Origin of the sequence: Haploplasma modicum ATCC 29102 (assembly GCF_000687835.1) — a bacterium.
GTDB lineage: Bacteria > Bacillota_I > Bacilli_A > Acholeplasmatales > Acholeplasmataceae > Haploplasma > Haploplasma modicum.
This window is the reverse complement of the sequence record NZ_JHYB01000007.1, coordinates 19,704-34,070: the sequence shown is the minus strand read 5'-3', so window position 1 is coordinate 34,070 and position 14,367 is coordinate 19,704. Positions and strand designations below refer to the sequence as shown.

The 14,367-nt window shown below is 28.6% G+C and carries 12 protein-coding genes; 11 read left to right on the top strand and 1 reads right to left on the bottom strand.

Annotated features, from left to right (window positions below):
- Positions 1 to 15: 15 nt before the first annotated feature.
- The 8 genes from T352_RS0105775 (at position 16) to T352_RS0105745 (ending at position 7,323) form a co-directional block, all read left to right on the top strand.
- Complete coding sequence (locus T352_RS0105775) at positions 16 to 1,077, top strand: M42 family metallopeptidase (protein WP_026392154.1); 1,062 nt, start codon at positions 16 to 18, stop codon at positions 1,075 to 1,077.
- 87 nt (positions 1,078 to 1,164) lie between these two features.
- A complete protein-coding gene (locus T352_RS06720; protein ID WP_035345530.1) occupies positions 1,165 to 2,757 on the top strand; it encodes an ABC-F family ATP-binding cassette domain-containing protein in 1,593 nt (530 codons plus the stop codon).
- A gap of 73 nt (positions 2,758 to 2,830) precedes the next feature.
- Positions 2,831 to 3,706 (top strand): hypothetical protein, encoded by an 876-nt coding sequence (locus T352_RS0105765; RefSeq protein ID WP_026392153.1) that lies wholly within the window; start codon positions 2,831 to 2,833, stop codon positions 3,704 to 3,706.
- Between the two features lie 105 nt (positions 3,707 to 3,811).
- Positions 3,812 to 4,171 (top strand): ArsR/SmtB family transcription factor, encoded by a 360-nt coding sequence (locus T352_RS06715; RefSeq protein ID WP_162151238.1) that lies wholly within the window; start codon positions 3,812 to 3,814, stop codon positions 4,169 to 4,171.
- Positions 4,168 to 6,318 carry a heavy metal translocating P-type ATPase gene (locus T352_RS06710; protein ID WP_162151237.1) on the top strand — a complete coding sequence of 717 codons (2,151 nt, stop codon included), beginning with the start codon at positions 4,168 to 4,170 and terminating at the stop codon, positions 6,316 to 6,318. Before T352_RS06715 ends, T352_RS06710 begins: the two co-directional genes overlap by 4 nt.
- Positions 6,315 to 6,500 carry a heavy-metal-associated domain-containing protein gene (locus tag T352_RS0105755; protein WP_162151236.1) on the top strand — a complete coding sequence of 62 codons (186 nt, stop codon included), beginning with the start codon at positions 6,315 to 6,317 and terminating at the stop codon, positions 6,498 to 6,500. Before T352_RS06710 ends, T352_RS0105755 begins: the two co-directional genes overlap by 4 nt.
- Positions 6,497 to 7,024: a 16S rRNA (guanine(966)-N(2))-methyltransferase RsmD gene (gene rsmD / locus T352_RS0105750; RefSeq protein ID WP_035345524.1), complete on the top strand. Its 528-nt coding sequence runs from the start codon at positions 6,497 to 6,499 to the stop codon at positions 7,022 to 7,024. Before T352_RS0105755 ends, rsmD begins: the two co-directional genes overlap by 4 nt.
- Before the next feature lie 65 nt (positions 7,025 to 7,089).
- Complete coding sequence (locus T352_RS0105745; RefSeq protein ID WP_051615861.1) at positions 7,090 to 7,323, top strand: YneF family protein; 234 nt, start codon at positions 7,090 to 7,092, stop codon at positions 7,321 to 7,323.
- Positions 7,324 to 7,405: 82 nt separating this feature from the next.
- Here the strand turns inward: T352_RS0105745 and plsY are convergent, their stop codons facing one another.
- Positions 7,406 to 8,065, bottom strand: coding sequence for a glycerol-3-phosphate 1-O-acyltransferase PlsY (gene plsY / locus T352_RS0105740; protein WP_026392149.1), 660 nt, complete (start codon positions 8,063 to 8,065; stop codon positions 7,406 to 7,408).
- A gap of 130 nt (positions 8,066 to 8,195) precedes the next feature.
- On the opposite strand from plsY, the gene parE reads away from it, so the two are divergent.
- The 3 genes from parE to T352_RS0105725 are packed head-to-tail and all read left to right on the top strand — an operon-like array spanning position 8,196 to position 14,366.
- On the top strand, positions 8,196 to 10,145 hold the full coding sequence (gene parE / locus T352_RS0105735) for a DNA topoisomerase IV subunit B (RefSeq protein ID WP_026392148.1): 1,950 nt from the start codon (positions 8,196 to 8,198) through the stop codon (positions 10,143 to 10,145).
- Positions 10,138 to 12,717 carry a DNA topoisomerase IV subunit A gene (parC, locus tag T352_RS0105730; protein ID WP_026392147.1) on the top strand — a complete coding sequence of 860 codons (2,580 nt, stop codon included), beginning with the start codon at positions 10,138 to 10,140 and terminating at the stop codon, positions 12,715 to 12,717. The genes parE and parC overlap by 8 nt, the downstream gene beginning before the upstream one ends.
- 11 nt (positions 12,718 to 12,728) lie before the next feature.
- Positions 12,729 to 14,366, top strand: a complete 1,638-nt coding sequence (locus T352_RS0105725) for a nucleoside kinase (RefSeq protein WP_035345520.1) — start codon at positions 12,729 to 12,731, stop codon at positions 14,364 to 14,366.
- Position 14,367: the final 1 nt, after the last annotated feature.

The following is a 14,367-nucleotide window of genomic DNA, read 5'->3' as shown; positions in this document are numbered from 1 at the left end:
GAAGAGGTATCTAAAATGGATAAAAAATTATTAAAACAATTATCAGAATTAAATGGTGTTCCAGGAAACGAACATCAAGTAGCAAAGTTTATTAAAGAAGAAATTAAAGATTTAGTAAATGAAGTTAAAAGAGACAACTTAGGATCAGTTATTGGTCATAAAGAAGGTATGGGACCAAATATTTTAATTGGTGGCCATATGGATGAAGTAGGTTTAATGGTTAAGAGTATTACTAAAGAAGGATTTGTTAAATTCCAAACATTAGGTGGATGGTATTCACAAGTAATGCTTGCTCAGGAATGGCAAATTACTACTAAAAAAGGAATCGTAATTGGAGTTACAGGTTCGAAACCACCACATATTATTCCACTTGAACAAAGAAAAAATGCAGCATCAATTGATGATATGTATTTAGATCTTGGTGTATCAAGTAAAGAAGAAGCGATTGAACTTGGGGTTGAAGTTGGTAATATGATTACGCCACTTCAAGAGTTTAAAGAATTAGGTAATAAGAATTACTTACTTGGAAAAGCTTGGGACAACCGAATTGGTAGTGCTGTTGTAATTGAAGTACTAAAAAACTTAAAAAATGAAAAATTAAACAATAACTTGTTTGGTGCATTTACAGTTCAAGAAGAAGTTGGATTACGTGGTGCAAAAACAACATCTTATATTACAGAACCAAAGATTGCCTTTGCAATCGATACAGGGCTTGGTAATGACGTTCCTGGTAGTGTTTCAGAAGATCAATCACTAGGTAAAGGACCACAAATATTACTTTACGATGGTGGTTTAATTGCACACAGAGGACTTAGAAAATTTGTAATTGATGTTGCTAAGGAATTAGAAATACCATATCAAGAAGGAGTAATTAACGGAGGTAGAACAGATGCTGGTGAAATGCATATTGCTCATCATGGAGCTGCAGCATTATCAATTTGTATTCCAACACGTTATATGCACTCACATACTTCAATTATTCACTATGAAGATTACTTAAATACAATTAAGTTAATGACTGAAGTTATTAAACGTCTTGATGAGGAAACAGTAGAGAAAATCTTATTTGATTTTTAAAAGTAAAAAGTCTTTTTAATTAAAGACTTTTTATATGGAATTTTAAAATATTATGTTATCATAGATAAAGTGTAAGGAAGTGACAAAATGATACAAACAAACAAATTAACAATTCAGTTTGGTAAAGAAATTTTATTTGAAGATGTAACCATTAAATTTACCGAAGGTAATGCATACGGTATTATTGGAGCAAATGGTAGTGGTAAATCAACATTTCTAAAAGTTTTAGCTAAAGAAATTGAACCAAACAGTGGTTCAGTATTTATTGAAAGTAGTAAGAGACTTTCATTTTTAAAACAAGATCATAATGCTTATAATAATTTTAATGTTATTGAAACAGTTATTATGGGTAATCAAAAACTATATAAAGTAATGAAAGAAAAAGATGAAATCTATGCAAAACCTGATTTTAGTGAAGAAGATGGTATTAAAGCTGGTAAGTTAGAAGAGATATTTGATCACCTTGGTGGTTGGGATGCAGAATATGACGCTGCAATCTTACTAACAGGTCTTGGGGTAGACCCAGAGCTTCATTATGAAACGATGGCTAATTTAGATGCTAAAATTAAAGTTAAAGTCTTATTAGCTCAAGCATTATTTGGTAATCCAGATGTTTTACTACTTGACGAACCAACAAATAACTTAGATCTTAGTGCAATTAAATGGTTAGAAGAATATTTAATTGAATTCAAAAACACATTGATAATAGTATCCCATGATAGATATTTCTTAAATAAAGTATGTACTCATATTGTTGACATCGACTTTAAAGAAGCAACACTTTATACAGGTAATTATGATTTCTGGTATGAATCAAGTCAGTTAATGTTAAAACAAGCAAAAGAAGCAAATAAGAAGTCTGAAGATAAAATTAAAGAACTTCAAGACTTTATTGCTAGATTTAGTGCTAATGCCTCAAAATCTAAACAAGCGACTTCAAGAAAGAAATTATTAGACAAAATTGAATTAACAGATATTAAACCATCTACTAGAAGATATCCATATGTAAACTTTGTTGCTAAGAAAAAATTAGGCGATGATGTTTTAAAGGTTGAAAATTTAACTAAGATAGTAGCTGGTAAGAAGGTATTAGATAATGTTTCATTTATTTTAGGTAAAAATGATAAGTTAGCATTAGTTGGAAGTAATGAATTGGCTAAAACCTCATTATTTAAAATATTAGCTGGTGAAGATACAGATTATACTGGAACAGTCAAATACGGCGAAACAGTTTTAAAATCATATTTCCCTAAGGATAACTCATCAATTTTTAATAATTCAGATAAAACAATTATTGACTTTTTATCAGAATATAGTGAAAATAAAGAACAGGCTTTTGTTCGTGGTTTCTTAGGTAGAATGCTATTTTCAGGTGAAGATGTCTTTAAGAAAATAAAGGTTTTATCTGGGGGAGAAAAGGTAAGAACACTTCTTGCTAAAATCATGTTAGAAGAAGGAAACTTAATCTTAATTGATGAACCTACTCATCACCTTGACATGGAATCGATTACTTCATTAAATAAAGGATTATCAAAATTTGAAGGAGTTATTATCTTCTCATCAACTGACCATGAGTTAACTCAAACTACTGCAAATAGAATAATTGAGATATTTAATGATGGTAAAATCATTGATCAGCCAATGACTTATGACGAGTATTTAGAAACAAAAGAAATTTAACATTTAAAAGTAGTTAAGTAAAATTAACTACTTTTTTTAATTTATATAGTAAAATAAATGTAGGAGGTATTATATGAAGAAAATTATTTTTATTTTTACACTTGTTATTTCAAGTTTTATACTAGTTTCTTGTAAAGAAAATGCAATACCAAAAGTTCAAGAAAAGTATAAAGTTGAATTAACTAGTGCAGAGGTTAAAGAAAGACTTAATAAAATAGATAAAACTGATAATACAGCACATCTAGCACTTAATCTTAATGCAACTGGTAAACAAGAGGGTAAACCTGTATTAATGGAAGCAAAAGTAGATGCTAAAATTAATAAAAATAGTGACATCCTAGGTAAGATGGAACTAAACCTTGATGTAGAAGGCGTAAAAGCTAAAGGTAAAACTGATATTTATCTTGTAAATAGCGAAGAAAGAATTTATTTAAATGCAGATCTAAAAGTTGATATTAATATGGGACCAATGAATAATAGTACTACAATTAAAGGTAAATATTATCAAGATATGGATTTTGGTATTGGAGGTATAACTCCAGATACTACAACAAATCTTGATTTGAGTGAAGTTTTATTAGATGAAAAATTCATTAATTTCTTATCCGAATATACAGGTGCTACTTATTATTTAAATGGTGATGACTTTAGAGTTAAAATTGATTTTAATAATGCTTTATATTTAGAAAACAAAGCTTTAATTGAAAGTCTATTTGGAACACTTACAGTTGATATGGAACAAATTGCAGCTATCGATTTTAGTCTTGTAATGGTAATAATCGATAATAAGTTTGAAGAAATTGGAGTTTCAGTAAGTGCAAATATTGTTGATGGACAAAACAACATGAAACTAAAACTTGACGCTAATTTAAAATTCGGAGTTAAAGTTGAAGCTCTTCCAGACTTTAAAGATTACAAGCCATTTGAAAATGGATTGTTCCCATTTTAGTTAAATTAATAGAAGAATTGCGTTTTGCAATTCTTTTTTATTGCAAAAATATAAAATGATATGTATAATACAGTTGAATAGATATTCAATTGAAGAGGTGGTTAGATGAAGTGTAGTGATAAAACATGTAATTGTTATATCTTCCATGAAGAAACATTAAATAAAGTTAAAAGTACTTTAATTGAAGACGATAAAATAATGGAAATATCAAATTATTTAAAAGTTTTAGCTGATTTTACACGTATAAAAATTTTAGAAGCAATAAAAGATGAGTACTTATGTGTTTGTGATATTGGTCATTTACTTGGACTTACTAAAAGTGCAATCTCGCATCAGATGAAAACTTTTAAGAAATATAAGATGGTTGAATCTAAAAAGGAAGGTAAAATGGTTTACTATAAATTATCAAATAAAATAGTAAGTGATTTTATTGATAATGTTAGTAAGGAAGTAGAGTTAATATGAAAAAAAGAGTTAAGGTAAGTAATATAACATGTACAAATTGTGCAAAGACAATAGAACTTCATTTTAATAAAATGGAAAATATGAATGCAAGAGTTAATGTTGCAGCAAGTTCAGTTTTATTTGAATATAAAGATGAATTATATAACGAAGATTTTTTATATGATGAATTATTATCAGTTGGCTATTATGGTATTAAAGATAATGAGAAAGATTTAAAAGCTAAAAAGAAAGATAAAATAGATTTACTGATTGCATTTGTTTTATCACTCCCATTACTTTATACAATGTTTGAACATTTAGGAGTAAGTTTTATTAAAGTGCCAGCACTATTTATGAACGGATATTTTCAGTGGATCCTTACAACAATAATTCTATTTTACTCAGGACGTAGATTTTTCGTTCAGACATATCACAGTATAAAAGCAAAAAACCTAGGTATGGATAGTTTAGTTGTAATAGGAACAAGCTCTGCATATTTTTATAGTGTATACCTTACTATTAAACATAATGGTATGAATCATAACTTATTTTTTGAAACTAGTGCAGTAATTATTTTTATGGTATTACTTGGAAACTATTTTGAAAATAGAATTAAAGAAAAAACTAGCTCTACGCTAACTGGACTCTTAAGTCTTGGTGCAAAACAGGCAGTTGTAATTAGAGATAATGAAGAAGTGTTAGTAAACGTTGAAGATATCAAGGTTGATGAAGTAATTATCGTTAAAGGCTATGATAAGATACCTTTAGATGGGATTATAATTGAAGGTAGTACTTATGTTGATGAGTCAATGTTAACAGGTGAATCAATGCCTGTAACTAAAAATATTGGCAGTAAAGTCATTGGATCATCAATGAATTTAGTTGAAACAATAAAGGTTAGGGTAACTAGTATTGCTAGTGAAACAGTACTATCAAAAATTATTCAAACAGTTGAAGAAACTGCTCTTATAAAGCCAAAATCACAAAGAGTGGCTGATAAAATATCTAGTTTTTTTGTACCGATTGTCATAGTTATTAGTCTACTTGTTTTCTTCATTTGGCTAGTTGTTTTAAAGGATAGTATAAGTAGTGCTTTTGCACCTGCAGTTGCAGTTTTAGTAGTATCTTGTCCTTGTGCTTTAGGGCTTGCAACACCAACAAGTATTAGTGTTTCAAGTGGCATGAGTTTTAAAGAAGGTGTGTTATATAAGGGCGGCGAATTTTTTGAAATTGCAAATAAAATTACTGCAATAGCATTTGATAAAACCGGTACTCTTACAGTAGGAAAACCAGAAGTTACTAATTTTATAGGCAATAAAGATTTTCTAGACTATACTTTATCACTCGAAAAACATGCTAATCATCCAATTGCGAACGCAGTTTTAGATTACCATGATGGAACAATCTATAATGTAACAAACTTTGAGACAATAATAGGTTATGGTATTAAAGGTAATATTAATAATGATTTAGTATTTGTTGGCTCATATAAATATATCTTGGAAAATAATATTGAAAATGAATTTAATGATTTTGACCAATATCTATTAGAAGGAAAAACAGTTTTCTTTACAGTGGTTAATAATAAAGCAGTCAATATGATTGCTGTAGCAGATGAATTAAAAGAAAGTTCATTTGGTTTAATTAAAGAATTAAAACGAAGAAATATAACACCTTATATGATTACCGGAGATCAAGAAAAAACAGCTAAACATATTGCAGAGAAACTCGGAATTGAGCATGTTTATTTTGAAGTTTTACCACACGAAAAAGCAAACATCGTAAGAGAAATTAGAGAAAAAGAAAAAATAGTAGCATTTGTTGGTGATGGTATAAATGATGCACCAGCACTTAAAATGGCAGATGTAGGTTTCGCTATTGGCACAGGTGCTGATATTGCATTAGATAGTGCGGATGTTACTTTGATGAAAGAAGACTTATTTTCAGTCTTATATGCAATAGATCTATCAAAAGCAACTTTAAGAAACATTTATCTTAACTTTTTCTGGGCATTCATATATAATATTGTTATGATACCACTAGCTGCATTTAAAATCTTTAGTCCAACAATTGCTGGATTTGGGATGGCATTTAGTAGTTTAATGGTAATCTTAAATGCGCTTAGTCTAAAATTATGGAAATTTAAAATAGGAGATGTAGAAAAATGAAAAAAATTGAAGTAAATGATATGTCATGTATGTCATGTGTGAAGAAAATTCAAACAGAATTACTTAAAAATAAAATAAATGCAAAAATTGATCTATCAAGTCATCAAGTTAGTGTTTTAGATAATGAACTTGAACTTGCAGTAAAAATTATCAAAGACTTAGGTTATACACCACAAGTATGATAAAGATACATGCAGGTAAATATAAAGGTCAAAAAATAAATATTACTGGCATTGATTCAACAAGAGAAACAGCCTCAATGGTAAGAGAGGCTGTTTTTAATTCGTTATATGAAGTTGATGGTAAAGTTTTAGATCTATTTGCAGGATCAGGCTCACTTGGAATTACTGCTTTATCAATGGGAGCAAGTTTTTGTTATTTTATTGATAATAATTTTAAGGCTACAAAAAATATTAAAGATAACTTAGATAAGTTAAAGATTTCTAACTATAAGGTAATTAATCAGGATTATAATTTTTTTCTAAAAAATAATTTAGAAATATTTGATCTAATATTCTTAGATCCCCCTTATGATTTTAAAGAATATAAAAAATTATTAATAGAAGTAAGGAAAGTTTTGAATTTAGGTGGTAAAATAATTTTAGAAGTATCATCTAAATTAGATGACATCCTAATTGATAGTTTAGGCATTATTAAATCTAAAAAATATGGGAATAAAAAAATAATTATCTATCAAGGGTTATAAGTTGTAAATATACTTGATAAAAGTATAAAAATTTAGTAAAATCAATATAGTGAGGAGGTCTTAACATGAATATCGTATTTTTAGTAAGCCCATGGGCAACAGTTGGAATAAGCGTTGGAGCATTAGTAGTTGGATTAGTAGTAGGTTTTTTTGTAGCGAGAGCTTGGTTTAAGAGATACTTAGCCAAAAATCCACCAGTAAATGAGGCTATGATTAGAGAAATGATGCGTCAAATGGGTCGTACGCCATCAGAAAAACAAGTAAAACAAATTATGAACTCAATGAATCAACATAAATAATTAGTAATTAACAATCCTATTAGATACTTTTTTATATCTAGTAGGATTTTTTTTATCATAAAAAAAGATCTTAACAGATCTCTTATTTAGTAATATAGTATTTAGGTTCTTCATGTTTAATCATTCTTTTAATGTTTGGGATATGTCTAATAACAATTATTATTAAGAGTATAAAATATAGAATAACTAATTCAACCGATTTTACAGCCATAAAATTTATTTTAAGTAAATAAAATATAAGATTTAAAAATACAATAAATGCTGCAGAAAGCATGGAACAAAGTGATACGGTACGAGTTAGGCGAAAAATTAGTAAAAAGACAAAAATACCAATAATTGAAAGAATGGGAGTAAATAAAAATACTATCCCAAATGATGTAGCAACCGCTTTACCACCCCTAAAATTCAAATAAATAGGATAGATATGCCCAATTACTGCAAATAGTGCATAAAGACCAATAATATCAAACTCTTTGTTGTTTAATGTAATAAGATAGTAATTTTCAAATTTAAAGATTAGTAAAATTGAAATTACAACAATTCCTTTTAATATATCAATTAAAGCTGCTAGAGCACCTAATTTAAATCCTAAAACTCTTGATGTATTAGTTGCTCCAGTGCTTTTAGAGCCATAATTTCTAATATCATCGTTTTTAACTAACTTTGTTAATAAGTATCCACCAGGTATTGAACCAATCAGATATGAAATAATTAATAGTAAAATAATTACTGTCAGTGTCATAGTATCACTCCAATCTATCCTATTATACAATAAAAAAAATTAAAATTAAATAATAATATAAATATATGCTAATTGAATGATTTGGCTTTTTTTGATATAATAACTAAAGAAGTAAGGTAATGGTGATAATATGAATAAAAAAGAAAAAGGCTATGATGAATCGTCGATTCAGATTCTTGAAGGATTAGAGGCTGTTAGAAAAAGACCAGGGATGTATATTGGTTCAACTGATAATAAAGGACTACATCATCTTGTATGGGAAATAATAGATAACGGAATTGACGAAGTCTTAGCAGGATATGGTAAAGAAATAGAAGTAATAATAAAAAAAGATAATAGTATTGAAATATCAGACTCCGGTCGTGGTGTACCTTATAAGAAGCATGAATCTGGGGTATCTACAACTGAAGTTATTTTTGCTAGACTTCATTCAGGTGGTAAGTTTGGATCTGAAGGAGGCTATAAAGTATCAGGGGGACTTTATGGTGTTGGATCTGCTGTTGTTAATGCACTTTCACAGTTTTTAGAAGTTACTATATATCGTGATGGATTAGTTCATCGTCAAAGATTTGAAAATGGGGGAAGTAAAATTTTTCCAATTGAAAAAATTGGTACTACAAATAAAACCGGAACAACAATTTGGTTTAAACCAGATCCAAAGATTTTTTCAACAACGATCTTTTCATTCGATTTAATCAAAGAACGTATTAGACAATCGGCTTTTTTAATTAGTGGTTTAAAAATTACTTTGATTGATGAGAGAAATAAACATAAAGAAGTATTTTGTTATAATGACGGAATTAAAGAATATGTTAGTTTCCTAAATGAAGGAAAAGAAACAGTAAATGATACATATTTAATTAATTCAAGTTATAAAACACCAAGTAATAATGTAATTGAAGTAGATATCGCAATTCAGTTTACTAATAGTTATAATGAAAAAATTATTTCATTTGTTAATAATGTTAGAACAACCGATGGTGGAAGCCATGAGGTTGGGTTAAAGTTAGGACTTACTAAAGCAACTAATGATTTTGCAAGAAAGTATAATTTCCTTAAAGATAAGGACTTAAATTTAGATGGAAGTGATATTCGTGAGGGACTAACTGCTGTTTTATCACTTAGAATCCCAGAACAAATCTTAGAGTTTGAAGGACAAACAAAAGGGAAACTAGGAACTCCAGATGCAAGAACAGCAACTGATAATTTAACATATGAATACTTTACAACTTATCTAGAAGAAAACAGAAGTTTTGCTGAAACAATTATTAATAAATCATTACTTGCACAAAGAGCAAGAGATGCTGCAAGAAAAGCAAGAGATCTAGCAAGAAATAGTAAATCAAAGAGTAAAAACGAAGTAAGTCTAACCGGTAAACTAACCCCGGCACAAAGCAAGGATAAGCTCTTAAACGAGTTATTTTTAGTGGAAGGTGATTCTGCTGGTGGATCAGCAAAACAAGCTAGAAACAGAAAACATCAAGCAATTTTGCCATTGCGTGGTAAAGTTATCAATAGTGAAAAGAGTAATATGGAGCAAGTATTAAAAAACGAAGAAATAAATACAATCATTCATACTATAGGAGCAGACTTTGGTCCTGATTTTGATATTAAAAAATCAAACTATGGTAAAGTTATTATTATGACTGATGCTGATACTGATGGAGCTCATATTCAAGTATTATTATTAACATTCTTCTTTAGATTTATGCCAGAACTTATAAAAGCAGGAAGAGTATATATTGCCCTGCCACCATTATATAAACTTACAAGTGGGAAAGAAGTTATTTACTGCTGGACTAATGAAGAAATGCAAGATCATTTAAAAGTAAAAAATTATACAATTCAAAGATATAAAGGTCTTGGTGAAATGAATTATCAAGAACTATGGCATACAACTATGAATCCTGAAAGTCGTATGTTAATTCAAATTAATATCGATGATTATGCAGCAAGCGATAAAAAAATAGAAATCTTAATGGGCGATAAAGTAGAACCAAGAAGAGAGTGGATTGAAGGTTATGTTGACTTTGAAATAACCGACGATTTTGATATTGATAAGGGGGCAAACAATGAGTAAGAATTTAAATAAGATTAATGAATATATTGAAAACATTGTTAATGAATCCTTAGAAGATGTAGTATCAGAAAGGTTTGCCAGATATTCAAAATATATTATCCAAGACCGTGCCTTACCTGATGCAAGAGATGGTTTAAAACCAGTTCAAAGAAGAATCTTATATGCAATGAATGAACTTGGAATGAACTATAATAAGCCATATAAAAAGAGTGCAAGAATTGCCGGTGAAGTAATGGGTAAATATCACCCACATGGGGATTCAAGTATTTATGATGCGATGGTTAGAATGAGTCAAGATTTTAAAATGTTATTACCATTAATTGATATGCATGGTAATAATGGATCAATTGATGGTGATAGTGCAGCGGCAATGCGTTATACAGAAGCAAGATTATCATTACCAAGTGAATATTTACTTAAAGATATTGATAAAAAAACAGTGCCTTTTGTTCCAAACTTTGATGATGAGGAATTAGAACCAACTGTTTTACCAGCTAAGTTTCCTAATCTTTTAGTAAATGGTTCTAAAGGGATTAGTGCTGGGTATGCAACAAATATTCCACCTCATAACCTAGGTGAAGTTATTAATGCAACGATTGCTTTAATTGATGATGATGAAATTAGTGATTCAAAATTAATTTCATATATTAAGGGACCAGATTTTCCAACAGGTGGGATAGTTCAAGGTAGAAACGGAATTAAACAAGCCCTAAAAACTGGTAGTGGGAAAATCATTATTAGAGCAAAAACTCATACTGAAGAGATTGCTAAAAATCAGGAAAGAATTATTATTACAGAAATACCATATGAAATTAATAAATCTGATTTAGTAAGATCAATTGACCTACTTAGAATCGATAAAAAGATTGATGATATTTTAGAAATTAGAGATGAAACTGACCAAGAAGGTTTAAGAATTGCAATCGATTTAAAAAAAGGTGCAGATAGTAATTTTATTTTAAATTACTTATTTAAACAATCAGATCTTCAAGTTGCATATAATTATAATATTACTGCAATTTTAAATAGAAGACCATACCAAGTCGGTGTTAAACCATTACTAAAGGCTTATATTGATCACCAAAAAGAAGTTATTACAAATAGATCAAACTATGAGTTAAGAAGAGCAGAGAAGAGATTACACATCGTCCTTGGTTTAATTAAAATGGTTTCAGTCTTAGAAGAAATCATTAAAATTATTAGAGGCTCAAAAAACAAAGCTGATTCAAAAGAAAATATTATGAATAGATTTCAATTTACGGATCTACAAGCAGAAGCAATCGTAACATTACAACTATATAGATTATCTAATACTGATGTTTTAGCACTGGAAAATGAATCTGATGAATTAAATATTAAAATTGCTAGATTAAATGAAATATTATCTAATGAAAATGTTTTAAAAGATGTAATTAAAGAAGAGTTACTTGAAACAAAAGATAAAATAAATGTAAAGCGTAAAACAGTAATTGAAGATGAGATTGAAAATATTAAGATTGATGAACGTGATTTAATAAGTGATGAAAATGTAATTATCGGTATTACAAAAGATGGTTATGTGAAACGTTCAAGTGTGAGAAGTTATCAAGCAAGCCAAACAATTGGTTTAAAAAATGATGATGGATTAATCTTTAAGAAAGAAGTATCTAATCTAGATACCCTTCTTATCTTTACAAACTTAGGTAATTACATTTATTTACCAGTCTTTAAAATAGATGAACAAAGATGGCGTGATTTAGGTGTTCATTTAGGTAATATAGTACCGATTAATAATGAACGTGTAATTAAAGTTATTAGCATAAGTAAGTTTGAAGATAATATTAATCTATTATTAGCAACTAAAAAGGGTAATATGAAACAAACGAAATTAATTGATTTCCAAGTATCTAGATACTCAAAAGCAATTAGAGCAATGAGACTTGCTAAAGGTGATGAATTAGTAAGTGTTGATATTAATCAAAAAGAAAATATTATTTCAGTTACTAAAAATGGTTTTGTTTTAAGATTTAAAGCATCAGACCTACCTGAATACGGAACAACTGCTGGTGGTGTGATGGGAATTAGTTTAACTGACGATGAGTTAGTAGAATCATTCTATAGTTTTAGTGAAGATAGTTTTGTAATGTTAAGTGTAAGAGGTCATATTATTAAAGATACTGTTTCGGAAATTGCAGTTTATACTAGAAATAGAAAAGGAGTTAGAGTAATTGAACAATTAAAATCTAACCCACATAGTATAGTTGGAGCTGCAAGATTATCTAAGACTCAGGAACGTGAAAATGTTAGCTCATTCTTAGTAACAACAAAACAAACAATTGAGACTACAGTAAGTGAATATAAATATCACTATAATAAATTTGGTAAAAAAATGTTTGATGAACAAACCGAACAAGGTTATAAAATATTTATTGAAGATGCAATTGATGAAGTTCCGATTGTTCTTAAAGGCTTAAAGTCAAACACTAAAAAAGTAGAGGTTAAACCACTAATTGAAGAACAAGATTTAATTAATAATGATAAAAATAAAGAAAAGAAAATTAGAATATCAAGACTAGATTTATTTGATGAATAAGAGGAGGATTTATGAGTAAAGTTACAGTAAACGGCAAAATTTATGAATTTGAAATTCCACCAACATTGATGGAAGTTGCAGAAAAAGCAAACATAAAAAATGTTTTAGCAGCAAAAGTTAATCAAAGATTAAGAGAATTAAGTTATGTTATTGATGACAATGCAGAAGTGTTTTTCCTTGGATTTGAAAGTAGTGATGCCATCAAGATTTACGAGACAACACTTCGCTATGTGATCGCTAAAGCAATCCATAATCTATATCCTAAATCAAATGTTACATTTAGTTATAATGTCTCAAGAACAATTTTAGCTAGAATAGATAATATTGTTATGACTGATAAAATATTAACCTCGATAAAAAATGAAATCGATAGAATCATTAATGCAAACTTGAAAATTGAAAGAAGAAGAATTTCAATTGGTGAAGCAAATAGACTATATTCGAAATTTAATATGCCTGATAAGGTTGAAGTTTTAAAGTATCGTAAGGAAGAATACGTAAACCTCTATGAATGCGATGGTTATTTTAACTATATGTTTGGTTATATGTTACCAGAGACTGGATTACTAAATAACTATAATTTAATTTTATATAATCCAGGATTTTTAATTCAATATCCAAGAGCGGAAGCAAAAGGACAAATCCCAACATTTATTGATGAGCCAGTTTTTGGTAAAGCATTAAGAGAATCAGCAAAATGGGGAGATATTATTGGTGGTGGAAATATTTCAAACATTAATAAACACACTAATAATAAACATGATGTTTCAGATTTTATTAATATGTGTGAAGCAAAACATAACTATCAATTAGTTAGACTTGGTGATTTAATTGAAGAAAATAAAGAAGATATTAGTTTAATTACTATTGCTGGACCTTCTTCAAGTGGTAAGACAACTTTTTCAAATAGACTTAGAATTGAACTTAAAACTAGAGGCATTAAGCCTGTAATGATTTCAATCGATGATTATTATTTTAGTAAGATGGATGCTCCTAAAAATGAAGACGGATCGCCAGACTTAGAACATATCAATGCACTTGATGTTGAGTTATTTAATAGTGATATGGCAGCAATTATTAGAGGTGAAGAAGTTACATTACCAAAATTTAATTTCCAAATTGGCAAGAGAGAAAAAGGTAAAACTTTTAAATTACAAAAAGACCAAATAATAATTATTGAAGGAATTCATGCCTTAAATAATGAATTAACAAAGAGTATTCCAAATCATCAAAAATTTAAAATATATATTTCCCCTCAAACTCAACTTCATATTGACAATCATAATCCAATCTCAATAACAGATTTAAGATTAATTAGAAGATTGGTAAGAGATTTTAAATACCGTAATTCAAGTGCTGAGGAAACATTTGATATGTGGCCAAGTGTAAGAAGAGGAGAATTCAAGTGGATTTATCCTTATCAAAATGAGGCAAACTTTGTTTACAATAGTGAATTAACATATGAATTTGGTGTTTTAAAGAAACATGCATTAGGGCAATTACAAGCAATTCCAAGAGAAAGTAGACATTTTATCACAGCAAATAGATTACTTAAGTTTTTAAAGTATTTTATTGATATTGATGATAATAAAATACCAGTAAATTCATTACTTAGAGAATTTATTGGTGGATCTAGTTTTGAAGATTAAT

Excerpts from the sequence above, each read along its gene's own strand:
- parE (WP_026392148.1), top strand. The coding sequence starts at position 8,196 with ATGAATAAAAAAGAAAAAGGCTATGATGAATCGTCGATTCAGATTCTT.
- rsmD (WP_035345524.1), top strand. The coding sequence starts at position 6,497 with ATGATAAAGATACATGCAGGTAAATATAAAGGTCAAAAAATAAATATT.
- T352_RS0105745 (WP_051615861.1), top strand. The coding sequence starts at position 7,090 with ATGAATATCGTATTTTTAGTAAGCCCATGGGCAACAGTTGGAATAAGC.
- T352_RS06720 (WP_035345530.1), top strand. The coding sequence starts at position 1,165 with ATGATACAAACAAACAAATTAACAATTCAGTTTGGTAAAGAAATTTTA.
- T352_RS0105765 (WP_026392153.1), top strand. The coding sequence starts at position 2,831 with ATGAAGAAAATTATTTTTATTTTTACACTTGTTATTTCAAGTTTTATA.
- T352_RS0105725 (WP_035345520.1), top strand. The coding sequence starts at position 12,729 with ATGAGTAAAGTTACAGTAAACGGCAAAATTTATGAATTTGAAATTCCA.
- T352_RS0105755 (WP_162151236.1), top strand. The coding sequence starts at position 6,315 with ATGAAAAAAATTGAAGTAAATGATATGTCATGTATGTCATGTGTGAAG.
- plsY (WP_026392149.1), bottom strand. The coding sequence starts at position 8,065 with ATGACACTGACAGTAATTATTTTACTATTAATTATTTCATATCTGATT.
- T352_RS06710 (WP_162151237.1), top strand. The coding sequence starts at position 4,168 with ATGAAAAAAAGAGTTAAGGTAAGTAATATAACATGTACAAATTGTGCA.
- T352_RS0105775 (WP_026392154.1), top strand. The coding sequence starts at position 16 with ATGGATAAAAAATTATTAAAACAATTATCAGAATTAAATGGTGTTCCA.
- parC (WP_026392147.1), top strand. The coding sequence starts at position 10,138 with ATGAGTAAGAATTTAAATAAGATTAATGAATATATTGAAAACATTGTT.
- T352_RS06715 (WP_162151238.1), top strand. The coding sequence starts at position 3,812 with ATGAAGTGTAGTGATAAAACATGTAATTGTTATATCTTCCATGAAGAA.